Origin of the sequence: Pseudoflavonifractor phocaeensis (assembly GCF_021531375.1) — a bacterium.
Lineage (GTDB): Bacteria > Bacillota > Clostridia > Oscillospirales > Oscillospiraceae > Lawsonibacter > Lawsonibacter phocaeensis_B.
In genome coordinates, this window is the sequence record NZ_JADYTU010000010.1 from 12,927 (window position 1) to 38,316 (window position 25,390).

Below are 25,390 nucleotides of genomic sequence, written 5' to 3' on the forward strand. Positions count from 1 at the left end.
AGCCTAACCTCTTAATCTATAAAGTATTTTTTCGAGTTGTAAAATCCCAGAATGTAACAACACTTGATAGCTTTCGGAGTCAATATCACCTTTCAGCTCCTCATCCATGGTATCCGGATAATAAGTATCAAACTGGTACTCATCCTTTTTTAGCTTTCTTGCCATTCTGTCAAGTTCATCTTGGTCTTCTTCATCAAGGGTTTCTTCATAAATGCTCATCTTTGACAAGTATGCTGCAGCAGAAGAAATGGGTACAACTAAAGGAGACACAAATCCTATTTCAGTTAATTCGGATACTACAGCAGATAGAGTTTCTGATACAGAATCCTCTTTTTTTCTGAATTTATCCAATTTATTAACTACAAACACAATGTTACCTTTGTAGTTTTCAAAAACAAACCGCAGGTGGTTACAGTCATCATCAGACCCAATGTTTTCTCCATTCAGTAGATAAACGAGCGTATCGGCTTTGGTTTCTTTGATATATCGCTCAGCAATGTCCTTATGCGCTTTATTTTGAGAAGAATTAACTCCTGGAGTATCAATGAGCCATATTCTCTTTGCATTTCTTCCGAGTGTACGGAAATGTGTTCCTACAATGATTTCACTACTGGTGTTCAGCGTATTATCATCCATAAGTGTTTGATGATTAGCATCTAATTCCAACGCATAGTCCTGCTCGTAACAATACCCATCCTCATATGGCTTGTTCTTTATGTAATGAATTTTTGCAGTACAAGCGTCATTTTGAGTTCGGTTAATTTTTTTTCCTACAAGGGCATTTAGCAAAGTAGATTTCCCTGCACTCATGGTTGCGGTAACAATTATTTTAATCGGTTCTTCTGACAAGAAGGCCCTGTTCTTTTTCCAACAATCAGCAAGATATGTGATTTGGTCAAAACCTTCAAGGGAAATATCGGGATTGTACAACGCATCAAATACATGGCGAATATTTTTTTGAAATCGCTTGTGATAGATGCTTGACAATTCTGAATAAATCAACTCGCCTTTTTCTTTGTCGTTGATTGCATTCATAAAGATGCAATCAAGAACTACACAATAGCGGTATGAAAAAAACTTAAATGGCTTGAATTTTGTCGCCACTACAGATTTGGAGTGTTTGAGTAATTCAAAGCCTTCGTATCTATAGTCCTGTGAGTTTTCCAAAAGCGCCTTTTTATATAGTTGTAATGTTTCATTTGCCCACATGTTTTCTGGTGAAAACTTGCGGACAAAATATTCAAGAACATTGACATATTTACACTTATACGAGTTTGTCTCTTTTAAGACAGGATGCCCTTTTAGCATCTGTGCTACTTCAAGGTTTAGCACATCCATACCCATGCTCCTTCCTAACAAAGTTCACTTAAAATAATGACTATAGACACGTCCGACTTCTTCCTTTATTTCTTCAACAAGGCACTTCGGAGAAATGACTTTAATGTGATGTCCCTGGCTTAACAACCACATTAAAATTCCCTTGCCAAAGGTTTCTGCCTTTACGGTATAGACCCCTTCTTTTTCTTCTACTACTTTTGCCATAGGTAGCTTGTCCAACACAGCTTCAATCGAAGGACCATAGTATTTGAACTCCACTTGCTGAAGTTCTCCACCATACATAAACTGGACCCTATTCTTATACTCACCCTCTTTGAACCTATCCTTATAAGGAATCACAAACTTCTCGTTTGTGTCCTTAACACTCTGAATACGGTCGATACGGTAGATGGTAGGGAAGGGGTCATCCTCTTTATCAAAGTCCTTCCTTTTCTCAGGGTCAACTATGAATCCCATCAAATAGAAGTAATACTCTGAAAACAGGATACCCACAGGTTCTATCTTACGAACCACCGTCTCTTTCCCTTTTAATCTGGAGTAAGTTATTTCCAGGATATGTTTCTCCTTGATTGCCTGGGCTACTTCCCATAGGAAATTCGTATTCGCAGAAGGATGGGCAGGGTCAGTATAATGGAAAAGCTCATTTGAGATATAACCCTCTATCTGGTCCTTGTCCTTAGGGGAAACACTCAAATTAAGAATTCTCCCCAAAAGGGAAGTCATCTCATCCTTTGAAAACGCCCTGCTCTCAATCAAAATCTTACAGACAGCAAGCATCTCGCCTTCAGAAAGATGGCTGACCTCCTGTGTTATCAGCTTATAACCCCTCTCCTTGGCATCATACTCAATACTCTGCATGACACCATTTTGGGCTACCTGCTCTGAAAGAAAGCTGCGAATGGAATCAATGTCTCTCTGAATAGAGCGGACATTTACGCCATAGCGCTCTGCTGCATCCTGTTTGTTGACTACCTTACCCATCTGGAACTGTCGATATAGTTCTAAGATACGGGTGCTCTTTGAATCCAAAGGCATGACACCACCACCTCTTTAAGTCTATATTGACATTATAGCATCAACAATAGACACCATTTGTCCATCTCGCCTATTTCTCTTGAAAAATCTACATTTTTCTTGGTTGCATTATACCAGTAATCATGTATTTTCTCAACCACCTTTGTAACTATTACACGCAATTATATATCCACGTAGCATAGGTTTGCGTAAGCATTAAACTCCAACATAGTTCACATTACCAAGCAAACGAGGGGTGCCGGTAATTACCGGCACCCCTCGCTCCAAATTAGAGATGCATGAGTTAAATTTTCACTTGTTCAAGGCAAATACGAGCGACAAGAGAAAGGGTCTTGGCCTCCTCAGTTCTCAACTGATTCAAGTCTAACTCTCTCAAAGAACCATCCAGGCGAATACGCTCTAAACCATCAGCATCCTTGAAGATATCGAACAGCTTTGTTGCACGGCTTCTGCTCTTGCTCAAAACCCTGATATTTCTGATATGCCGGTATGCCACCTCATCAGGCAAACAATGATACTCTACCAACAACTCAACCAGAGGGTCAGGAGAAGAAACATTGTCATGGTAATACTCCTTGGATGCCTTACCATGCTCAGGCTCAATCCAGTCGTGAGTGCGCTGCGTATCATGGTAAATAGCTGCCGTTGCCAGCACCTTACGGTCAGACATAGGCAGGTCAAGCAGGTGAGCGAGAATCAGGCAAAGGAGCAACACACGTGCTTCATGTGCCTTACCGTGGATAGAAGAACGCTGTGCAAAGTCTAAATCTTCCATCATATCCTTGTACTTGTGGTACATAGGTGCAACGATGGGCAGGACTTCTTCCAGCAGGTCTAACCCAGGAATAATGGTTTCTTTGATAACCCTGATATTCTTGGGGTCTACAATGACTTCCTGCTCAGAACGAGCCTCAAACAGAACTTCAATAATGTCCTTCTTATCAACTTCAGCAGTTACAATATACCCTGGCCCCTTGCCCCTACGAACTGCAAAAAAGTTTGCAATATTTATATCTAAAGTCCACGAATAGGCATTGGCGTACGGGGTGGAGTTGGTGTTACCACCTCTGTAAATGGTGAGGGTATCGGGCAAATCCTTGAGTTGATTGGCTGTCTCTTCTTTTTCCTGCGGGGTCTTGCTGTTGAGGATGGCCTGCAGAGTGGTGGGGTCAATGTTGTTGAACCCATAGTCAGAGTTAGTATAGAAGTCAAAGAAGGTTTCATACAGACCAGGAATATCAGAACCCTTCTTTTCAACGAGTTTTTGGAAATACTCCAACCGCATACCATCAGCTAAGGTCAGAACAGAACTTATATACTTATGTTCTGCAACTTCGCCCTCCATCTGCTCGATTGCTCTTTTTGCACCCTCAAGTGTAGAACTACCAATACCAGCAAGGAAGAACTCCACATGAAAGGGTGCTGCTGCAAGAGTATCCTTGTTGAAATACAGGCAGTTTGTAGTAACGGAAGGAGTGTAGTAAATGCAGGCAGGGTCAATACCGTTAAACTTTTCCTCAAACTCACTCTGGGTGAGCTGGATGTTATAACCCCTACTACCATACTCCTCTTTATCTTCTTCAGTTTGAATAGCAGTCTGGCAAACGACGTCTTCAAAAGACACGGCGTTGACGTTAAGTAACAGTTCATCCAAAGTCACGGTATTCACCTCCTCCATTGGAGTGCCCACAGTATAGCATAAACCATATCAGATATCCAATAATTTTAAACCACCACCTACCTTCAACCATCTCAACCAAACCAAAATAATAGAGGGGTGCGCCACCTGCGCCCCCCTCTACCTAAGGAATGATAAATAAAATGGAAGGAAGCTGTTTATTAACACGTGGGAGTAAGCTCTATGAGCGTTGTTCCACGATAGTCATCATATTTAGCATTACACTGTTTAACATTTTCTGTTATAAGGTGCGCACCCAATAATACATACCTATGGGATGGCTCATCAACCTTTGAATCTAATAACTCCTGCATTTCGAGACCTGTATCCGTCTCCATTGCAGACCACAAGTTGGTTTCTGTCGAATAAGAGAACAGGAGAACTGCTGGCATTCTAAAATCTTCTTCTAAAAGTTCTTCTGTCAAATCAACCTTTTTTCCTGTTACTGGCCTAAAAACAAGGTCTTGCCCAACTCGCTCTAAATGGATGTTATCGACCATTTGAGCAATCTTTCCAGGAGCTACATCCTCATGCTTGTCCAAAGGAATACCCAGCGCAACAGCAGATACGATTTCTAACAATTCACATAATCTCATACATAACCTCTTTCCTTGTTCAAAGTCAGAGGAATGATGGATTATGTATCAATAGCAACTGACCTTGAACAACTATAAATATTATTTGGAGAATTCCCTCCTCAATATATATAGCCATTTTTTGTCTGTGCTACTGTAGAAATTTTCCTCACACTGTTCTGTTTTAGAATATAACAGTGTAAAATACGCCGTTATTCTAACGAATAAAAAATTCAAAAATCTTTTGTGGTCTGCAGGAGTTGAACCTGCAAGTCCCCATTCGTTTCAATATAGGGTTCAAGGGAATCGAACCCTTATTATGACCAACAACCCTGCCCAATTTTAGAGATTTGAAACTCAATCATTAAAAAATCATATTGCGTATGGAATAGGCCATTGATGCAACTTCTCTATCACTTGACAAGATGTCTCCTCTATACATGATAAGTTCTCTTGTTAATTGAGGATACTTCTTAATAAGGATGTCTCCCAATTTCAGGTCGTCAGAATATTCCTGATAAATCTTTATTTGATTTCTATTAGGCATATCCTTATATCTTTCACAAAAGGCATATTTGTAATGTGTTTCAAAAGAATTCCAATCAACCTGAGATGGTGTTGCAGACACTCTACCTGTTGCTGAAATCCTAACATTGTCAAATCGATGACTGTTTTCAAGTAAATATTCTTTTGTCAAATGATAAATCTTTTTACCACCATCAGCTAAAACTTCTTCAGCCCAATATGTATAAACTTTTCCCCGCTTGTGAGCAACAGGAACAAATCTCCCATTCCTGTCACACATCATCATTAGTCTGAGCATACAATCAACCTTTCTAAAATTTATTTGGAGCTTTTGGACGCTCCTAAACAGGAACCGCTGGCTCCCATTTAGCAACGCCCAAGGCATCGCTACACATTTTGATTCTATAAAGGAAATCACCCTTTAGATACTGCTAATTACGCTGATATAGCTCCAGACAGCCTGCCCTCAGCAATCTTGAAATAACCCTCGTCCAACTCAACACCGATAAAATCTCGTCCGTTGTCTCGTGCTACGAGTAGGTGAGAACCACTGCCTGCACAAGGGTCAAACACTAAGTCGCCAGGGTTACTATTGTCCAATATGAGTTCCGCTAACAACTTGTGATTTTTCTCGGTAGGGTGGATTTTGCTACGCCCGCAAGGATACTCAAACGCCGTGTTCTTGCACCGTGCGTTGAATGTACCACCGCGCTTCTTGAACCAGACCGCATTCTCGATACCAGAAAGGTAAATGTGTTGTCCGTTCATAGGACTGGGGTTCGTCTTTTTCCAAATTAACTGCCTAACAGTACCTTCTTTTGCAGCCTGCTTTTTTGCAAAGAACTCTCTGATGGTAGAGAACTGATTCATACCGCAAAAGATAATTATCGTGCCTTCGGTTACTCGATACACTTCGTTCAGAAAATCATTCAAGTCAAATGTCTGCTCGTCAGCAGTGGACTTGTCCAATTTCCGAATTCCATTACTCCGCCTGGTTACCTCGCCATAAGGCGGGTCTGTCAGAGTGAGCTTCACGCTGTTGGCTTCCATTTGCTTCATAAACTCCATACAATCGCCGTTATATACTTTGTTTTTAATCATGCTAAAACTAAGAGGAAATCAAGATTTTCGTGGCCACAACCTCTACCTCCTTTTAATTATTTTTTTGAACGTTCATAAGACCCTTTGTGGGTCACAAGGTTTCAGGGAGTCGAACCCTGCCTGCCCGAAGACTTATCGGGAGCTGCCACCAGAAACCTTATTGCATATGGTTATAGACACTCAGCCATTTCTACCTATATCGTAAGGGTTGACACACCCCAAAAATTGAGTAGTCAGTCCACCTTTGACATATCCTATCTTTCTGCTTCTCTTGAAATTGTCTCTCGGGGTATATTTCTCGAAAAAGGTGTGCATCCAGTTGCGGTACTGCCATTCAGAGATGTTCTTCTCTACCGTGGTAAGCCCCACTTCCATAAGTGCTGCCTTCAACTCTTCTTTAGGATAAATGCAACGGATAGCTTCGACTTTTTTAGTAGTGCTGTCAACATACTGCAAAACAATGGCAGCGTTTGATGATTTATCGCCTGTAATTCCATTCGCCCCATTTTTGACGCTCTGCCTGTTACCAAGACAAAGGCGGTGGTATGGCTCGTTCCCTCAGACGCAATTTTGGTGCAGACGGTAAAAGCACTCAAAGATCCCCAACATCCATACCGCCAGAAAATCGACGTGGATTTTGGCGGGCGCGTGGAGGTCTATACCAAGCAGGAGCTTTTGAACGGGCAGAATTTCAATCCGACTGCTGTTACGGAACAGCTTTCTGTTATGGTGCTGTCCTACGATTCTTTCCGTGGGCGCGGCAAGGAGGGCTTGAAAGCCTATCAGGAGAACAGCAATCTTGCGGAGTTCGCCAAGGTGCTTGGCAAGCCCGACAGCCCCATTGAAAAGGCGGACGAAACCGCCCTGTTCCAGATTATCAATCAGCTTAACCCGCTGGTGATTGTGGACGAGAGCCACCACGCCCGGTCTGATCTCAGCCTTGAAATGCTGGAGAACTTCAATCCCTGCTTTGTTCTGGATTTGACCGCTACCCCGAAAAAGGAGAGCAACATTATCTCCTATGTGGACGCGGTTCAGTTAAAGACGGAAAACATGGTCAAGCTGCCCGTGATTGTTTACAACCGGGACAGCCAAACCGATGTGCTGATTGACGCGATCGATCTGCGAAATAAGCTGGAAGAACTCGCCTGTGCGGAATATACAAAAACAGGCAAGTATATTCGCCCCATCGCTCTGTTCCAGGCGCAGCCGAAAGGCAAGGAGGACGCTACCACTTTTGAAAAGCTGCGGGACAAGCTGGTGGACGCTGGCATCCCGGCAGAGCAGATTGCCATTCGCACGGCTGATGTGAACGAACTGAAAAATGTGGATTTGATGTCTTCCGATTGCCCTGTTCGCTATATTATCACGGTCAATGCACTGAAAGAGGGCTGGGATTGCCCCTTTGCCTATATTCTTGCCTCCCTTGCCAACAAGACCAGCCAGGTGGATGTGGAGCAGATTTTGGGGCGCATCCTCCGTCTGCCCCATACACGCCAGCACACACAATCGGCTTTGAATATGTCCTATGTGCTGACTTCCTCCAACGATTTTAACACTACCGTGCAGCACATCATCAAGGGATTGAACAGTGCAGGATTCAGCGACAAGGATTATCGTCTGGCCGAACCTGTGAAGCCCCAGGTCTCGGAGCAGCCCCCGGTGCAGGTCGACATTACCGAACTGCAAGGAGTTTCCGATACGGAAGCCCCTTCGGAAACGGAACAGGACGATTTTGCAGAGCTGGATGGGAAATCCATCGGGGCAGAACTGCAACGCCGCTGGGAACAGGAAAAATCCTCCCAAATCACCCCGAAAGCTGACAGTATGCTGGATGATGCCAATAAAGCCGGTGAAGCCTACAACAACGCCGTAAAACAGGGACAAGATGATCCTCAGATTCAGAATCTTCCTTGGGAGGTGCGGGAACAAGTGGCTACTTTCCGTGTTCGTCCTCAATTCCAGAGTGACCTTGAAACTCTTGTGATCCCTCAATTTTTCCAGGTGATCCCCGATACCCTGTTTACGGAAGGTACGCTGGAACTGCTGGAAAAAGAACAGCTCGCCGAAGGCTTCACGCTGAAAGGTAAGGCATACGACATTGATTTTGCCGCAGCTGATGATGAGATTGCCGAGGTCGATGTGCGGGCAAACGAAGGTGGCTTGCCCAAGGTATTCAAAATGACCAGCGCAGAACAGCGGTATTTCAAGGAATACTTCAATAACCTTCCGCCTGAAAGCCGTGTGCGCCAATGCAAGGACATGATGTTCAATCAACTCAATAAGCTGAACATGGTGGACGCTGCCGAACTGAAATCCTACATAAACCGCATCGTGGACGATATGGACAAGGCACAGATCGCCGCCATGGAGAAGGCTCCGATGGGATATGCCAAGAAAATCAAGGAAAAGATTGAATCCCTGCTGGATGCACATTATCGGGAAACTTTTGCAAAATGGCTGGAAACCGAACGCATCGTATGCCAGCCGTCCTATCGGCTGCCGTCAGTTATTCATCCCATGACCAGCACAGACATATACGGCGGTTCTTTGTATGAAGCCGAGGATGGCGACATCAACAAGCTGGAACAGGATTTGATTATGGAGTTGACCGCCCTTCCGAATGTTCGCTGGTGGCACCGAAATCTCTCCCGGCATGGATTTGCCATCAACGGCTATATCAAGCACTACCCGGACATTATGATCATGACCCAAAGCGGCAAGATCATCTTTGCCGAAACCAAGGGTGAGCATCTGAAAAACGATGACAGCCGGGAGAAGATCGAACTGGGACGCGCGTGGCGGGCTGCCGCCGGGAACCAGTACCGTTATTACATGGTGTTCAGGGATGGAGAAAATCTTCTGCCGGGAGCTGTCAGCATGAGCCAGTTTGTGGAGACGATAAAGGCACTGTAAGAGGAGGTGGTTCCACCTATGTATATATATGCTCGCATAAATAAAGACACTTTGCGCTTTATACGAGAGAAGAAAGCCATATCTTTTGACTATGTAACACGGATTACAAAGTTCAAGGAAGAAAAAATTGTTCTGTGGGAAAATGATGAATCAGGGAAGTTTCCCACAATAAATCAGGCAAAAGCCATCGCAAAATGTTACCGTATTCCGTTTGCAGGACTGTATATGAATGCAAGTGACATTAATGTAAAGCACTTGCCTCAAATGCGAAATCTCCGTACTTTGCCCGACGCAGTTGTTGATAACAGCGCATTGAATCTTGCTATTTCCGATATTCTTTCTGCTCGCGATTTGCTTCTGGAATCCAGGCAAGCTTTGAAAGAGCGCACCGTGAAATTTGGTATGTCCATAAATTGTCCAGATGATAATGTTATCCAATGGGCACGAGAAATCAGAAATAGTCTTGGTATTGATTCAAATGTGCAATATAAATGCCAGAGCACAAGGCAGTTCTATTTATACATTCGCAATGTTGTCGAGAATGCCGGTGTATTTGTGCATTGCTTTACCGGCGTAGATACTGAGGTTGCCCGTGGATTTGCCATATACGACACCACAATGCCAATTATCGGGCTTAATAATGATGATCGATACCCGGCTAAAACATTTTCGATTATTCATGAACTTGTCCACCTGATTAAGCGAAGTTCGGTTATCTGTAATGACATGATTGACTCATTTTCCGCACAGGCGGAGGAAGTCTTTTGCAACGCGGTTGCTGGAGAAGTTCTTGTACCCCGGGTAAATCTGAACAAACAGCTTGGCAGCTATACGCAATCAGAAATAGATTTGGACGTTGTTTCATCACTAGCGGATAAGTTTTCAGTAAGTAAGGAAGTTATTTGTCGCCGTTTACTGGATTCTGGGAAAATTGGACAACCTAAGTATGCGATGCTGATAGCCGCAATAAGATCACAGTTTGAAAACGAGCGAAAGGCTGCACAGGAATATAGAAAGCTAACTGGTAAAGGTATTCCTAGGAATATTCCGCGTGAGGCTATTGACCAGAATAGCCCTGCATTATGCCGGGCATTCTTTCATGGTTATCGAGAGGGTTACTTTGACAAGCAGGATATATCTCGCTATCTCGGCGTAAAACAGAACCATATAGAAAAATTTATGTGGGAGGTATCGAAATGGTGAATCATGATTCTGAACCCAAATATATCATAGACACATCTTCGATCCTTTCACAAAAAGATGATGAACCACATCGGAGAAGCATCAATAAGACACTTTGGCATCACATGGACGAGCTAATTGAGCAAAAGCGCATAGTAACCTGCTCGGAAATAATTGAAGAAGTGAATGATGACGATTTAAAAAAATGGTACATAGGATTACATGGCGTGGTGCTGCCCATTGATGATGATATTCAGGATAACGTCAAAAAGGTCGTTACATCTAATCCACAACTTATCGATTTCAAGCAAGTCAAATCATCGGGAGATGCCTTCTTAATTGCCACAGCCATGAAGTATGGACTAACAGTAATCACCGAAGAGAGTAAAAAAGGTGAAAAGAAAATACCGTATGTCTGCAAAAGCTTGAATGTTCCGTGCATTGACATTTTGGGCTTATGCGAGCGTGAGGGATGGCAATTTTGAAGCAACTGAATATTGATTCCAGGGCGGCAGGGCATTCTGCCGCCCTCTATTTATGTTGGCAGCCCGATAGTTTTCGGTATGTCATAGAAATATTGGAAGATAAGGTGGTGATTCCGTGAAAAGTCAAAATTTACTGAAAAAGGAGGTGGTATGCCCATGCAGCGCAAAAGAATAATTGCGTTCTCGGTGCAGGAGGCAGGATATGGCCAAAACGCTTGATTCCAAAATGATTGAGGCCGAGCGGCAGACCAGCAGCCGAGCTGAGCGCAGAGAACAAAAACGTCGCCAGATGCAGGACGAGATTTCCTATAATCAGCGCGGAAATGGTGTCATTGTCATCCCTCCGCAAAAACGGCGAGAAATTGCAGCGGAACCACCCAAACTCCGCGTTGCGGCATATTGCCGCGTCAGCACGCAGGAGGAACAACAGATCGGCAGTTTCGATATGCAGATTCATCATTTTACCAAGAGAATCGAAGCCAATCCGCAATGGGAACTGGTTGAAATCTATCAAGATGAAGGGATAAGTGCAACTACCGTAGAAAAGCGTCTGGGCTTTCAGAAAATGATTGCCGACGCGGTGGACGGAAAAATTGACTTGATCCTCACGAAAAGCATCAGCCGTTTTGGTAGGAATATCGTGGATATTCTGGACAATCTGCGAACACTTTCTGCTCTGAATCCCCCTGTTTCCGTCGAGTTTGAAACGGAGGGAATTACCTATACCGGTGATGGACGGAATAACCTCCTGATCTCACTATTGGCTGCTCTGGCTGAAATGGAATCCCAACAAAAGAGCGAGGCAATTAAGGCTGGTATCCGCTGGCGCATGGCGGAGGGCATTTACAAGTTCTCTGTGCAGAACACGTTGGGCTTCTACCGTGACCACTTTGGGCGGTTGGTTATCGAACCTACCGAGGCAAGAATTGTTGAGTACATCTATGAAAGCTGCTTGGAGGGCGCAACGCCAGCGGAAATAGCTGCTGCCCTGACAGAGCAGGGGATCAAATCTCCCATGGGTAATGACCTCTGGTCTGCCGGTACTGTCCGCAGCATCCTCCGAAATGAGAAATACTGCGGTGATGCCTTGATGCAGAAAACCTATACCAAAGATTTCCGCACACACAAGTCGGTTAAAAACACGGACTTGAATATGTATTTCAAGGAAAACCATCACACAGCGATTATCAAAAAAGAGGATTGGATAACAGTACAGAAACTGCTGTCAGAGCGGCACAGCACGGCAAAACGAGCTGCATTGCGTCGCCTGAGCAATCACTTCGTCGCATACCGCGTGAAAGATGGTCTTTTCAAGGGCTATCTGATCATGGACTCCCGATGGTCTTTTATGGAACGTCAGGAGTTTATGAAAATCGTGGATGAGGCGCAAAACACAATGAAATGAAAGGATTTTTACTATGAACTTTGATTTTTCCGCTTTGAACTTTGAAACCATTGATTCCAACATCAACGCCTACCCTGATATGTTCCTGAACCAGAATGGCGTGACCTTCACCAAGAAGGTGCTTGAGGACTTGGGTTATCCCGCCTATGTCCTGTGCCTAATGGATGCAAAGGCGAAGGTGTTTGCGATCCGTATGTGCAAGAGCAACGAGCCGAAGGGATTTAAGTTCTCCAAGCCGAAGGGAGAACAGAAGGGTGTCGTAACAATTTCCAACAAGAACCTGCTTGACCCACTGCGGGCTGTTACGGGTGAGGACTATATTCCCGGAAAGCGGTATAGGGTGCGTGGCTTCTGGGTTGCTGACGCAAAAACCATGTGCTTTGACCTTAACGAGGGCGTTCAGGAGGACTTTCGCCCTGTTACGCCGAGCAATGACGCAGAATAACCCCTGATACTCAGGGAGAAAATGGAGAGGCAAAGAGCGGCGGCAAGCCACCTGAGCGAGAAAGCCACCTCTCCCTTTTCTCCCTCGCTGCGGCTATGGAAACCGTGGAAAACCGCAAGTGGTTTACACACCGTTCCAACAGCCTGCACTTACCCTCTTTTTCCTCTCCGGATTTCTCCCTATACAGAGAAAACGTGTTCATTTTTGTTCCGAGAACGTACAGTTACCGTGATAGGTAGAGCGCAGTATGTCAACACGGCATAGAAAAACAAATGGCACGCAGGAGGGATTATCCTCCAAAAAAAGCCCCGAAGCATGACAAAAAGAAGCCCAGCACGCGCCGTTTGACGTGATGCTGGGCTTCTCCTCATTACAGCGATTTTCAGCGGGTAAAACAATGCTCTGTTTGCAAGAAGCACTTTCGCATTTTGCCAAATGGTGTAAAAATGCTCTATGCCGTAAAATTCCACATCCAAAGGCGTACCGTATACGCTCTGCCGTGCTTTGCTTTCTGATGTGCCTTTTTTCATGCAGGGAGAAAGGATTTCACCGTTCTCACTATCTCCGGTTTTAATAAGGCATTTTTACTGCCTCACAGTGACTTTACTCAGCAATTAAGCCGAAATGCCGCAGAGCATCCTTAATTGCCTCGACCTTTTCAGGCGGGCATGGATGATACTCATGCTTCCTCTGCTCCACAGCGTTCGGCGCTTTGTGCATATCCAATCCGACCATGCGCTTGACCTCTGCAATATATGCAGTATGGACTTTGAAGCCGTACTTCTCCTGCACATATTCCTGAATACGCTTATAGGTCGGATGCTCCTTGACCTCGCCGGTTTCCACTTCCATTCTGACTTCAACTGTCAGTGGATTTGTTTCCCGTGACAAGAGGACCACCGTCTCCACATGTGAAGTCCGTGGGAAAAGGTCCACCGCCTGGGCCTTGACGGCCCGGTAACCCAGTTCGCCCAGCCGTTTCACATCCCGGGCCAAGGTGGCCGGGTCGCAGGAAACGTAGACGATGCGCTCCGGGGCCATGGAGGCCAGGATGGCAGGCACTTCGGGCCCCAATCCCTTCCGGGGCGGGTCCACGGTGATGACTTGGGGGCGCACTCCCTCCTCTGCCAGCTTCTGGGCCACAGCCCCGGCGTCGCCGCAGAAGAACTCCGCGTTTTCGATCCCATTGCGTCCGGCATTTCCTTTGGCATCCTCAATGGCCTGGGGGACGATCTCGGCGCCGATGACCTTTTTTGCCCGCCGGGCCAAAGCCAGGGAGATGGTGCCGATGCCGCAGTACAGGTCCAGTACCGTCTCCTCCCCCGTCAGCGCCGCAAAGTCCAGCGCCACGCCATACAGGCGCTCCGTCTGCGCCCGGTTGATCTGAAAGAAGGAGGGAACCGACAGCCGGAAGGTAAGGCCCCTCAGATCCTCCTCCAGCCAGTCCCTTCCCCATAGGGTCCGGTACTCCGGGCCAAGGATCACGTTGGTATCCCGGGTGTTGAAGTTCAGCACCACTCCTGCCAGACCGCCGTGGGCCCGCCGCAGGGCCTCCACCAGTTCCCCGCCGAAGGGCACCCCCTCGCCGTTGACCACCACACAGCACAGGGACTCCCCCCTGCTGTTGGTCCGGACATAGAGATGGCGGATCAGTCCGGAGCCCTCCTCCTCCCGGTAGGCCGGGACCGAGTGCGCCTCCATCCAGCCCTTGAAGGCCCGGCGCAGGTCGGTCACGCACTGGGGCTGGAGCAGGCAGTCCCCGGCATCCAGCACATCATGGCTCCGTGGCCGGTAGTAGCCAATGGCAAGGCCATGTTTCTCCTGGGCGACGGGGAACTGGACCTTGTTGCGGTAGCGCAGAGGCGTCTCCGCGCCCAGCACCGGAGGCAGGTCCAGACGGACGCCGCCCACCCGCTCCAGCGCGTCGGCCACCCGCTGTCCCTTGGCGCACAGTTCCTCGGCATAGGTCATGTGGCGGAACTGGCAGCCGCCGCACCGGCCCATGAGGGGACAGTCCCTTTCCCGGCGTTCTGGAGAGGCGGCCAGCAGTTCCACGCCCCGGCCCCAGGCCACATTTTTGTTCACCTTTTCCAGCCGGACCTGCCACCGCTCCCCCCGAATGGTGTGGGGGACGAAGACTACCCGGCCCTCCAGCCGGGCCACTCCCATCCCCTCGGCGGTGTAGCCGGTGATGTCCAGGGTGTGGACGGTATTTTTCTTCCAATCAGCCATGAGGTACATCCTCTCATTTTATCGTATCTTTATCATAATGCATACTGAACAAAGACGCAAGCCTTGAAAATCAAGGCTACAAGGGCAATCAGCTTTGTTCAAGTGCAAGGATTTTGCGTAAAATTGCGCAAAATCCTTGCTCGTTCCATTGGTGCGGTGTGCCGCGCCAATGGAAATACGCATTGTGACAATGTCCAAATTCTATCAAAAGGGCTGAAAACGGCCCTTTTGATAGAATTGTGCGGCAACTGCCGCACGAACAAACCGCAAAACGGTTTGTTCAGCGGACATTATCATATCACGCCCCGTCCCCGGGGACAAGACAAAAAGAGGCCCGGGTTTTCGCAAACCCGGGCCTGGAGCAGTTTTTACTTTTTCAGCTTGTCGCCCACGCCGTGGGTGGACTTGACCACCACGCCGGTCAGGGCAAACAGGGCGATGGCGTTGGGGATGACCATCAGGTTGTTGAACATGTCGGTCAGCTCCCACACCAGATCGTTGGACATCAGAGTACCCAGGAAGATGAACACCAGGGCGATGACGGAGTAGACCGCCACGGACTTCTTGCCGAACAGGTAGATGGCGTTGATCTTGCCGAACAGGTTCCAGCTCAGCACGGTGGAGAAGGCAAAGAAGAACAGGCAGACGGCCACGAACATGGCGCCCAGGCTCTCGCCAAAGACGGTGCCGAAGGCGGTCTGAGCCAGGTTGGCCTTTCCGATGCCCTCGGGAATGGCGCCGGAAGCCAGGATTCCGTCAGGGGTGTACAGGGTGGAGATGATGACCAGAGCGTTCAGAGTCAGCACCACGAAGGTGTCCATGAACACGCCGATCATGGCTACCACACCCTGGTCGTGGGGATCAGTGACGTTGGCCTGGGCGTGGGCGTGGGGAGTGGAGCCCATGCCGGCCTCGTTGGAGAACAGGCCCCGCTTGGCGCCCTGGCTGATAGCGGTCTTGATGGCGTAGCCGAAGCCGCCGCCGATGATGGCCTGGGGCTGGAAGGCGTACTTAAAGATCATGGCAAAAGTGGAAGGCAGGTACTGGATACGGGCGATCAGCACCACCAGGCCGCCCAACAGGAAGATGGCCGCCATGATGGGGACCACCTTCTCGGTGACGGCGGCCAGACGCTGGACACCGCCCAGGAAGATGAAACCGCAGATGACTACCAGAACCACGCCCACGATCCAGGAGGGGACGCCGAAGGCGGTCTGGAAGGTGGAGCCGATGGAGTTGGACTGGACCATGCAGCCCATGAAGCCCAGGGCCAGGATGATGGCCACGGCGAAGAAGCCGGCTAGGAACTTGCCGAAGGCGCCCTTGAAGGCGGTGGTGATGTAGTAGACAGGGCCGCCGTGGATGGTGCCGTCCTTGTCGATGACCCGGGTCTTCAGAGCCAGGGTGGCCTCGGCGTAGATGGTGGCCATGCCGAAGAAGGCGATGACCCACATCCAGAAGATGGCGCCGGGACCGCCGGTGAGGATGGCGCCGGAAGCGCCGACGATGTTGCCGGTACCTACCTGGGCGGCGATGGCGGTGGCCAGAGCCTGGAAGGAGCTCATGCCCCGCTCCTGCTTACCGCCCCGCAGGGACAGGTTGCCGAAGACCTTCTTCATGCCCTCACCGAAGCAACGGATCTGGACAAAACGGGTCTGAATGGAGTACCACACGCCCACGGCGATGAGCAGGAACACCAGAATGTAGCTGGACAAATAGTTGTTGATATTGGCTACGATAGGGAAAAGTGCGTTTTCCAGGGATGTTAACATAACAAACTTCCTCTCCTGACAAAAATCGGACCGGGGAGCAAGCTCCACGGTCCGGTTCAAGCGGAAGAAACGCCTCCCCACGAGCGCGCCAAACGCCCGGTGGAAGCCGATTTTCTTACCTCTGTCCTTTTGCCTGAGAGATTGGCGGGCCATCTTTGTCCCGCGTTGCACCTTCGGCACTCGTCATTGAGCTTCTCCAGAGTCACATCCGCGCACAGTCCTCGCCCCGGCGGGGGCGCCTGAGAGTGTTACTCCTTCGGCAAGCGGTAACCGCTGTTTTCCTGCACGTTTCGTCTGTCTTATTTTGTTGTGAGACATACAATACCACAATCCCCCTTCCTTGTCAACCCCCGGCGCACATTTATGCGCCATTGGCGGATTCCCGTCCTTTTTCCCTCTGCTCTTTGGTGATTTTTGCCGGGAAAGTTTACAATTAGGTCTTTTTTCCGCTCCTGGAGTATGCTATACTAAATTGATTTAATATGTGGTATTCTGTTCAGATACCCCACAACAAGAGGTGTTTTTCTGATATGAGTCTGTTTACCAAGCTGTTTGGCACTTCCTCCCAGCGGGAGCTGAAGTCCATCTATCCCATCGCGGACAAGGTGGACGCCCTGGAGGAGGAATACAAAGCCCTCACCGACGCCCAGCTTCAGGCCAAGACCCCGGAGTTCAAGGAGCGTCTGGCCAAGGGCGAGACCCTGGACGACATCCTTCCCGAGGCCTTTGCCGCCTGCCGTGAGGCCGCCTGGCGCGTGCTGGGCATGCGCCCCTACCGGGTCCAGGTGGTGGGCGGCATCGTCCTGCACCAAGGCCGCATTGCCGAGATGAAGACCGGCGAGGGCAAGACCTTGGTGGCCACCCTGCCCGCTTATCTGAACGCCCTGGCCGGCAAAGGCGTCCACATCGTCACCGTCAACGACTATCTGGCCAAGCGCGACTCCGAGTGGATGGGCAAGGTGTACCGCTTCATGGGTCTGACCGTGGGTCTGGTCATCCACGGGGTGGTGGGCGAGGCCAAGAAGGCCGCCTACCGGGCCGACATCACCTACGGCACCAACAACGAGTTCGGCTTTGACTATCTGCGGGACAACATGGCCCTCTACTCCCAGGAGCTGGTCCAGCGGGGCCACGCCTTCGCCATCGTGGACGAGGTGGACTCCATCCTCATCGACGAGGCCCGCACCCCCCTGATTATCTCCGGCCAGGGCGAAAAATCCACCCAGCTGTACACCGTGGTGGACCAGTTCGTCTCCCGCCTGAAGTGCCAGCGCATCGCCAAGGTGGACGCCAAGGAGGAGGAGGACGTCAACATCGACGCCGACTACATTGTCGATGAGAAAGCCCGCACCGCCACCCTTACCGCCCCCGGCATCAAGAAGGCTGAGCAGTTCTTCAACATCGAAAATCTGGCCGATCCCGAGAACACCACCCTGTCCCACCACATCAACCAGGCCATCAAGGCCCGGGGCGTGATGAAGCGGGACATCGACTATGTGGTGAAGGACGGCCAGGTCATCATCGTGGACGAGTTCACCGGCCGCCTCATGTTCGGCCGCCGGTACAACGAGGGCCTCCACCAGGCCATTGAGGCCAAGGAGCATGTGGAGGTGGCTAACGAGTCCAAGACCCTGGCCACCATCACCTTCCAGAACTACTTCCGCCTGTACGACAAGCTGTCCGGCATGACGGGTACCGCCATGACCGAGGAGGAGGAGTTCGGCACCATCTACGAGCTGGACATCGTGGAGATCCCCACCAACAAGCCTCTGGCCCGTATCGACGACCCCGACGTGGTGTACAAGAACGTCCCCGGCAAGCTGCGTGCCATCGTCAAGCAGATCGAGGAGTGCCACGCCAAGGGCCAGCCCGTCCTGGTGGGCACCGTGTCCATCGAGAAGTCGGAGGAGCTGTCCGAGATCCTCAAGCGCAAGGGCATCAAGCACAACGTGCTGAACGCCAAGAACCACGAGAAGGAAGCCGAGATCGTGGCCCAGGCCGGCAAGTTCGGCGCCGTCACCGTGGCCACCAACATGGCCGGCCGTGGTACAGACATCATGCTGGGCGGCAATGCGGAGTTTCTGGCCAAAGCCGACCTGCGGAAGGCCGGCCTGTCCGACGAACTCATCGCCGAGGCCACCGGCTTCGCGGAGACCAATAACCAGGAGATCCTGGACGCCCGGAAGATGTACACTGAGGCGGAGGCCAAGTACAAGGAGGCCATCAAGGACGAGGCGGACAAGGTCCGCTCCGTGGGCGGTCTGTTCATCCTGGGCACCGAGCGCCACGAGTCCCGCCGTATCGACAACCAGCTGCGCGGCCGCGCCGGCCGTCAGGGCGACCCCGGCGAGACCCGGTTCTTCCTGTCCCTGGAGGACGACATCATGCGTCTGTTCGGTTCTGAACGGGTGATGAATATGATGGAAAAGCTGGGTGTGGACGAGGACACTCCCATCGACGCCAAAATGCTCTCCGGCGCCATTGAGAACGCCCAGAAGCAGGTAGAATCCCGGAACTTCCAGACCCGAAAGAACGTCCTCCAGTACGACGACGTGATGAACACCCAGCGCGAGGTCATCTACAAGCAGCGCAACCAGGTGCTCAGCGGCGAGGACCTGCAAAGCTCTATCCAGACCATGCTTCACTCCATGATCGAAAACGCCATCCAGGGCCACATGGGCGAGCAGAAGCACATGACCGCCGAAGACTTCCGGGAGGCCACTGCCCACTTCCGCACCATGTTCCTGGCCCCCGGCGAGCTGAACCTGTCCGACGAGGAGCTTCAGCAGTACGACGCCGACGGTCTGGTAAAGCTGGTCAGCGACAAGGCTGCCGCCGTCTACGCCAAAAAGGAGCAGGAGATCGGCGCCCCCCTCATGCGGGAGCTGGAGCGGGTCATCATGCTCCGGGTGGTGGACGAGTACTGGATGGACCAGATCGACGCCATGAACGAGTTGAAGCAGGGTATCGGCCTGCGGGCTTACGCCCAGACAGACCCTGTGGTAGCCTATAAGCAGGAAGGCTACGAGATGTTCGAGAACATGGTGGCCGCCATTCAGGAGGAGACCCTCCGCCGCCTGTTCCTGGTCCGTCTGCGGCAGAACGAGGAGGTCAAGCGGGAGCGGGTGGCTAAGATCACCTCTGAGTCCGCCGGCGGAGACGGCACCGTCCGCAAGCAGCCTGTCAAGAAAGTCATCAAGATCGGCCGCAACGACCCCTGTCCCTGCGGCTCCGGTCTCAAATGGAAGAAGTGTACCTGCAAGGAGTATCACCCCGACCAGCAGTAAACTGAAATCAAAAAAGGCTTCCCGCCGGAGCGGGAAGCCTTTTTTATTACGTCAAATAACTCCCCACTCCAGGGATCAGGGAGAGCAGCCAGGCGAAGGGGACGGACAGCAGGAAAAATACCGCCGCAAAGAACGGCACCGACACCACCGGGGAGAAGGCCAGCAGGGACACCCCCAGCCGCTGGAACACCAACACCCAAAGCTGGTGGAACAGATAGATGCCGAGGGCATACGCCCCCAGCTGGGACACCGAGCGGCGGCGGGAGCGTTCCTCACTGATCCCCAGCACATAGCGGAACAGTGTGCAGAAAGCCGCGGCGGTAAGGACCACATTGGGGGCGGTATACAGGTACCACAGGTCCCGTCCTCCCCCAAAGAAGGACTTGCCCATCAGAGTCAGTACCATGCCCAAAATGCCCAGGATATACAAAAGAAACTCCGGCACCCGTCCGATGGTGTAGTGCCGCAGGTACCAGCCTCCCACATAGCAGCCCGCCCAGCCCAGCACCAGATGGACCCGCAGCCGGTCCAGAAGGGTCACCACCACCCCGTTGGGATGGAAAGCGGACCACATAGGCAGGACGGAGGCAAAGAGGAAGCAGAGGACCAAAAAGTACCGGACCTCTCCCCTGCTGGCCGAAGAGACAAAGCGGTGGAGCACCGGATGGACCAGGTACAGTCCGATGAGGGGGTACAGGACCCACAGGTGGAAGTAGGTATTGCCCTTTGCGGCGGACACCAGAGCCGCCCACACGCCGCCCAAGCTCAAAACGCCGCCTCCCAGCAGCTGGGAGGCCACAGCGTAAAGCGCCCCCCAGAACACCAGTAGCCCAAAAGCGGGCAGGACCAGCCCCGCCATGGCCGAGGAGAAGCTGGGCTTGCCCTCCTCCAGCGCGAACATGCCCCACAGCATGAACAGCGCGGGGATAGACCAGGATGTCAGTCCCTCGTATACTGAGAGCACCTGCCACGCCCCGGAGCCTGGGCTCACGCTCTGCTGTCCGCTCTGAGCCAGCAGGAGCATGATGGCGCACAGGACCGTGAAAGCGCGAAAAAAGCCGGGCCAGCCGATATTGCGATCACCCTTGGCCATTACCTTTTCTCCGGCACGATCTCGATCCAGTAGCCGTCGGGATCGGTGATGAAGTAGATGCCCATGGCAGGGTTCTCAAAGCAAACGCAGCCCATGGCCTTGTGCTTTTCATAGAGCTCCTGGTAGCGGTCGGTGACGAAGGCCAGGTGGAACTCGCACTCCCCCAGATTATAGGGCTCGGTCCGGTCCCGGAGCCAGGTCAGCTCCAGCTGGAAATCGCTGCCCTCCCGGTCCCCCAGGTAGACCAGCTTGAAGGAGCCGTCAGCGGCCTCCTTCTCCCGCACCGGCGTCAGGTCCAGCGCCTCCCGGTAAAAGGCCAGGCTCTTGTCCAGGTCCAAAATATTGAAGTTGAAATGATTGAATTTGATCATACGGGATTTCTCCTTTTCGTGGGTAAAACTTCTCCCCCATTATATCCAAGCTCCTGCCGAATTGCAACCGGAAGCGCCGTCTCTTCCACACCGCCGGCATTGGTCTGTGTTTTCCGCCGCCAGCGAAACTGCCAAAGAAAGCCCAAGCCCCGGCAGCCTGGAGCCAAGTCAAAGCCGGCGGCACACAGGTGCCGCCGGCTCTCGTAGCTTTGTATTGGTTCGGACCCTTCCGGTCACATGCCCTTCAGCTGCTCCTCCAGCTTGGCCACCAGCTCAGTGAGCTTGACGGCACGCTCCCGCTCCGCGGCCACCACATGCTCGGGGGCCTTGTTGACGAAACCGGGGTTGTTCAGCTTGGTATTCAGCTTGTCCAGCTCGGCGGAGTTCTTTTTCAGCTCCTTCTCCACACGGGCCTTCTCCTTCTCCAGATCCACCAGCTCGGCCAGGGGCATGAACACCTGGGCCGCATGGGTGACCACAGAGACCATACCGGCGGCGGCGGGCGCCTGGTCGGCGGAAACGATGGTCACGTCGCTGGCGTAGGCCAGCTTCTTCAGGAAGGGGACGCCCAGCTCAAAGACCTTGGCCTCTCCGGTCGCCACGGTGAGGTGGGCCTTCTTGGAGGGGGGCACATTCATCTCGGAGCGGCGGGTACGGACGGCCCGGATGGCGTCCATGATGAGCTCCATGGCCTGCTCCTCCTCGGCAAAGTTCAGCGCCTCGTCCGCCTTGGGCCAGTCGGACAGCATCAGGAAGTCGCCCTCGTGGGGCAGAGCCTGCCAGATCTCCTCAGTGATGAAGGGCATGAAGGGGTGGAGCAGCTTCAGCATCTGGGTCAGCACGTAGCACAGCACCTGCTGGGCCCGTACCTTGCTGTCCTCGTCGTCGCCCTGGAGGCGGGTCTTGGTCAGCTCGATATACCAGTCACAGTAGTCGTCCCAGATGAAGTCATAGATCTTCTGCGCGGCCACACCCAGCTCATAGTGGTCCATGTTCTCGGTGACCTCGGGGATGACCCGGTTCAGCTTGGACAGAATCCACTTGTCCTCCAGTTCCAGCTTCCGGGGCAGCTCGCACTTGTCGATGGTCAGGTTCATCATCAGGAAGCGGCTGGCGTTCCAGATCTTGTTGGCAAAGTTACGCATGGCCTCGCACCGCTCGGTGTAGAAGCGCATGTCGTTGCCGGGGCTGTTGCCGGTGACCAGATTGAAGCGCAGGGCGTCGGCGCCGTACTTGTCGGCGATCTCCAGGGGGTCGATGCCATTGCCCAGAGACTTGGACATCTTACGGCCCTTGTCGTCCCGGACCAGACCGTGGATAAAGACGGTGTGGAAGGGGGGCTGCTTGGTCTGCTCACAGGCGGAGAAGATCATGCGGGCCACCCAGAAGAAGATGATGTCGTAGCCGGTGACCAGCACGTCGGTGGGATAGAAATACTCCAGATCCTCGGTCTTGTCAGGCCAGCCCAGGGTGGAGAAGGGCCACAGCGCGGAGGAGAACCAGGTGTCCAGCACGTCGGGGTCCCGGTGGATCTTGGTGCTGCCGCACTTCTCGCAGCAGGTGGCGTCGGTGCGGGAGACGGTCATGTGGCCGCAGTCATCGCAGTACCAGACGGGGATCTGGTGGCCCCACCACAGCTGGCGGGAAATACACCAGTCATGGACGTTCTCCATCCAATTGGTGTAGGTCTTGGCGAAGCGGTCGGGAACAAACTTGGTCTCGCCCTCGTAGACCACCCGCAGGGCCTCCTTGGCCAGAGGCTCCATCTTGACGAACCACTGGGCGGAGATAATAGGCTCCACGTCGCTGTGGCAGCGGTAGCAGGTGCCCACGTTGTGGGAGTAGGGCTCGATCTTCTCCATCAGCCCCAGGGCCTCCAGATCGGCCACCACGGCCTTCCGGGCCTCATAGCGGTCCATTCCCTCATACTTGCCGCCGTTGGCGTTGACCACGCCGTTGTCGTCCAGGACCCGGATGGTGTCCAGATTGTGGCGCAGGCCCACCTCGAAGTCGTTGGGGTCGTGGGCGGGGGTCATCTTCACGCAGCCGGTGCCGAAGTCCATCTCCACGTACTCGTCGGCCACGATGGGGATCTCCCGGTTCATCAGGGGCAGGATACAGGTCTTGCCCACCAGGTGCTTATACCGCTCGTCGTTGGGGTTGACGGCCACGCCGGTGTCGCCCATCATGGTCTCGGGCCGGGTGGTGGCCACCACCAGATAGCCGGAGCCGTCGGCCAGGGGGTAGCGCATGTGCCACAGGTGGCCGGGCTTGTCCTGATACTCCACCTCGGCGTCAGACAGGGCGGTGACGCAGTGGGGGCACCAGTTGATGATGCGGCTGCCCTTGTAGATGAGGCCCTTCTCATACAGGTTGCAGAAGGTCTCCCGGACGGCCTTGGAGCAGCCCTCGTCCATGGTGAACCGGGCGCGGTCCCAGTCACAGGAGATGCCCATCTTCTTCTGCTGCTTGACGATGCGGTCGCCGTACTTCTGCTTCCAGTCCCACACCCGGTCCAGGAACTTCTCCCGGCCCAGGTCATAGCGGGTCAGGCCCTCGTTGACCCGCAGCTCTTCCTCCACCTTGATCTGGGTGGCGATGCCGGCGTGGTCGATGCCGGGGACCCACAGGGCGGCGTAGCCCTGCATCCGCTTGAAGCGGATCAGGATATCCTGAAGGGCGCAGTCCATGGCGTGGCCCATGTGGAGCTGGCCGGTGACGTTGGGCGGGGGCATGACGATGGTGAAGGGCTTCTTCTTGGGGTCCCGGTGGCCCTTGAAGCAGCCGGCCTTCTCCCACTTTTCATAGATGCGGGCCTCGGCCTCCTGGGGCTCATAGACCTTTGGCAGTTCAATACCCATTGAAATTCTCCTTTTTTGTTGGTTTTATTTCACTGTAATGACAGGTTTTCCACATATTTCTTGCAAAAAAGCGCCCAGCTATTCACAGCGCAGGACCACGATCAGGGCACACACCGCTCTGTATGGGCGGACGGTCACAGCGCTGAAACGATCGTTAACAGGAGCAGCGGCCAGTCCGCAAGCAATAGCCGCCCGTGATCCGGGACCTCACGTTTTTTCTTCCGCTATGGCGCAAAAAACGCCCTGAGTCTTTCGACTCAGGGCGAACAAAAGTCCGTGGTACCACCTGGATTCCCCTTGCGGGGCGCTCATGCCTCTGTAACGGGAGGACCCGACGGCGCTTACTATTTTTCAGCGCCGGGACTCCGGGACCACTTCCATCCCACCGGGCGGCGCCTTCCACCAAACGGCGTCTCTCTTTGCCCCGGCTCCGGAATGTACTTCTTCCCATCCAAGTCTCTAACGGATGACATTATACCCAAATTCCCGCATGGTGTCAAGGTTTCACCGCTTTTTCCTCCGGACCGGCGCCTTTTCGCCCTACCCAGGTCAGCGGCTTGCCGCATTTTTCCACCAGCCAGCTCCGCATCTCTTCCACGGTGCCGCCCCGGACATTGGCCTTGTCCAGCATCAAGCCCCGGCCATCCTCCATGATGACGTAGATGCTGCGCTCCGCCTCCAGCAGCTGCTGGCATTGGGCATACGGATAGCGGCCGCTCTCTTTGCCCCGAACCACCAGGATATTGTCTTTTTCCAGCGTAAAGTAGCTGCTCTCCGTATTCTCCTCCATCGTCCGGTTGGCGCTCCAGGCCGATATCTGGTAGAAAAAGATGCCACGCACCAGCAAAAGCGCGCCTATAATGCAGCAGATCAGCGGCAGCAGCACACCGCCCTTCCGCAGGACCAACAGCAGCCCCACACCCATGCAAAAGACGCCCCAGGACAGGCAAAAGCTGCGCCGGCGAAGGTTCTGCTTCCGCGCGAAGGTCTTGGCCGCCACCCGCTGAAGTTCTTCCAATTGTTCGAAATCATAGTCCGTATGTGTTTTGATCACCGTCATGGCTGTCCTCCCACCTCTCTCAGCAGAGA

The 25,390-nt window shown here is 52.1% G+C and carries 17 protein-coding genes, 1 pseudogene, 2 riboswitches and 1 other annotated feature; of the genes and pseudogenes, 6 read left to right on the forward strand and 12 right to left on the reverse strand.

Annotation, left to right across the window (positions count from 1 at the left end):
• Window positions 1-3 precede the first annotated feature (3 nt).
• The 6 genes from I6E39_RS05210 to I6E39_RS05235 all read right to left on the reverse strand — a co-directional run bounded on the left by I6E39_RS05210 (window position 4) and on the right by I6E39_RS05235 (window position 6,210).
• Window positions 4-1,338, reverse strand: a complete 1,335-nt coding sequence (locus tag I6E39_RS05210; RefSeq protein ID WP_235380557.1) for a dynamin family protein — start codon at window positions 1,336-1,338, stop codon at window positions 4-6.
• Window positions 1,339-1,362: 24 nt separating this feature from the next.
• A complete protein-coding gene (locus I6E39_RS05215; RefSeq protein WP_235380558.1) occupies window positions 1,363-2,373 on the reverse strand; it encodes a helix-turn-helix transcriptional regulator in 1,011 nt (336 codons plus the stop codon).
• Window positions 2,374-2,656: 283 nt separating this feature from the next.
• Complete coding sequence (locus I6E39_RS05220; protein WP_235380559.1) at window positions 2,657-4,033, reverse strand: hypothetical protein; 1,377 nt, start codon at window positions 4,031-4,033, stop codon at window positions 2,657-2,659.
• A gap of 179 nt (window positions 4,034-4,212) precedes the next feature.
• Entirely contained in the window at window positions 4,213-4,647 is a 435-nt protein-coding gene (locus I6E39_RS05225) for a hypothetical protein (RefSeq protein WP_235380560.1), read from the reverse strand.
• A 343-nt stretch (window positions 4,648-4,990) separates the two neighbouring features.
• The gene (locus I6E39_RS05230) at window positions 4,991-5,449 is read right to left on the reverse strand and encodes a hypothetical protein (protein WP_235380561.1); all 459 of its coding nucleotides are present in this window, start codon (window positions 5,447-5,449) and stop codon (window positions 4,991-4,993) included.
• Window positions 5,450-5,586: 137 nt separating this feature from the next.
• Window positions 5,587-6,210: a DNA-methyltransferase gene (locus I6E39_RS05235; RefSeq protein WP_235380562.1), complete on the reverse strand. Its 624-nt coding sequence runs from the start codon at window positions 6,208-6,210 to the stop codon at window positions 5,587-5,589.
• 519 nt (window positions 6,211-6,729) lie between these two features.
• Here I6E39_RS05235 and I6E39_RS05240 point away from each other — a divergent pair.
• The 5 genes and pseudogenes from I6E39_RS05240 to I6E39_RS05260 all read left to right on the forward strand — a co-directional run.
• A pseudogene (locus I6E39_RS05240) lies at window positions 6,730-9,168 on the forward strand (DEAD/DEAH box helicase); the annotation flags it as partial.
• A gap of 18 nt (window positions 9,169-9,186) precedes the next feature.
• Complete coding sequence (locus I6E39_RS05245) at window positions 9,187-10,371, forward strand: ImmA/IrrE family metallo-endopeptidase (protein WP_235380563.1); 1,185 nt, start codon at window positions 9,187-9,189, stop codon at window positions 10,369-10,371.
• On the forward strand, window positions 10,365-10,835 hold the full coding sequence (locus I6E39_RS05250; protein WP_235380564.1) for a DUF4411 family protein: 471 nt from the start codon (window positions 10,365-10,367) through the stop codon (window positions 10,833-10,835). The genes I6E39_RS05245 and I6E39_RS05250 overlap by 7 nt, the downstream gene beginning before the upstream one ends.
• A gap of 202 nt (window positions 10,836-11,037) precedes the next feature.
• Entirely contained in the window at window positions 11,038-12,240 is a 1,203-nt protein-coding gene (locus I6E39_RS05255; protein ID WP_235380565.1) for a recombinase family protein, read from the forward strand.
• A 13-nt stretch (window positions 12,241-12,253) separates the two neighbouring features.
• The gene (locus I6E39_RS05260; RefSeq protein WP_235371084.1) at window positions 12,254-12,685 is read left to right on the forward strand and encodes a hypothetical protein; all 432 of its coding nucleotides are present in this window, start codon (window positions 12,254-12,256) and stop codon (window positions 12,683-12,685) included.
• Between the two features lie 603 nt (window positions 12,686-13,288).
• Here the strand turns inward: I6E39_RS05260 and rlmD are convergent.
• Both rlmD and I6E39_RS05270 read right to left on the reverse strand, forming a co-directional pair.
• Window positions 13,289-14,917: a 23S rRNA (uracil(1939)-C(5))-methyltransferase RlmD gene (gene rlmD / locus I6E39_RS05265; RefSeq protein ID WP_235380566.1), complete on the reverse strand. Its 1,629-nt coding sequence runs from the start codon at window positions 14,915-14,917 to the stop codon at window positions 13,289-13,291.
• A 368-nt stretch (window positions 14,918-15,285) separates the two neighbouring features.
• Window positions 15,286-16,689 carry an alanine/glycine:cation symporter family protein gene (locus tag I6E39_RS05270; RefSeq protein WP_235380567.1) on the reverse strand — a complete coding sequence of 468 codons (1,404 nt, stop codon included), beginning with the start codon at window positions 16,687-16,689 and terminating at the stop codon, window positions 15,286-15,288.
• Window positions 16,690-16,800: 111 nt separating this feature from the next.
• A riboswitch (glycine riboswitch) is annotated at window positions 16,801-16,894 on the reverse strand.
• Window positions 16,895-16,983: riboswitch (glycine riboswitch) on the reverse strand.
• A 236-nt stretch (window positions 16,984-17,219) separates the two neighbouring features.
• Here I6E39_RS05270 and secA point away from each other — a divergent pair.
• Entirely contained in the window at window positions 17,220-19,976 is a 2,757-nt protein-coding gene (gene secA, locus I6E39_RS05275) for a preprotein translocase subunit SecA (RefSeq protein WP_235380568.1), read from the forward strand.
• 46 nt (window positions 19,977-20,022) lie between these two features.
• Here secA and I6E39_RS05280 read toward each other — a convergent pair whose 3' ends face one another.
• The 4 genes from I6E39_RS05280 to I6E39_RS05295 form a co-directional block, all read right to left on the reverse strand.
• On the reverse strand, window positions 20,023-21,069 hold the full coding sequence (locus I6E39_RS05280) for an acyltransferase (protein WP_235380569.1): 1,047 nt from the start codon (window positions 21,067-21,069) through the stop codon (window positions 20,023-20,025).
• The gene (locus I6E39_RS05285; protein ID WP_235380570.1) at window positions 21,069-21,440 is read right to left on the reverse strand and encodes a VOC family protein; all 372 of its coding nucleotides are present in this window, start codon (window positions 21,438-21,440) and stop codon (window positions 21,069-21,071) included. The genes I6E39_RS05280 and I6E39_RS05285 overlap by 1 nt, the downstream gene beginning before the upstream one ends.
• Window positions 21,441-21,673: 233 nt before the next feature.
• On the reverse strand, window positions 21,674-24,301 hold the full coding sequence (locus tag I6E39_RS05290) for a valine--tRNA ligase (protein ID WP_235380571.1): 2,628 nt from the start codon (window positions 24,299-24,301) through the stop codon (window positions 21,674-21,676).
• 255 nt (window positions 24,302-24,556) lie between these two features.
• Window positions 24,557-24,764 (reverse strand) — a binding site (T-box leader).
• A 33-nt stretch (window positions 24,765-24,797) separates the two neighbouring features.
• On the reverse strand, window positions 24,798-25,361 hold the full coding sequence (locus tag I6E39_RS05295; RefSeq protein WP_235380572.1) for a YcxB family protein: 564 nt from the start codon (window positions 25,359-25,361) through the stop codon (window positions 24,798-24,800).
• Window positions 25,362-25,390: the final 29 nt, after the last annotated feature.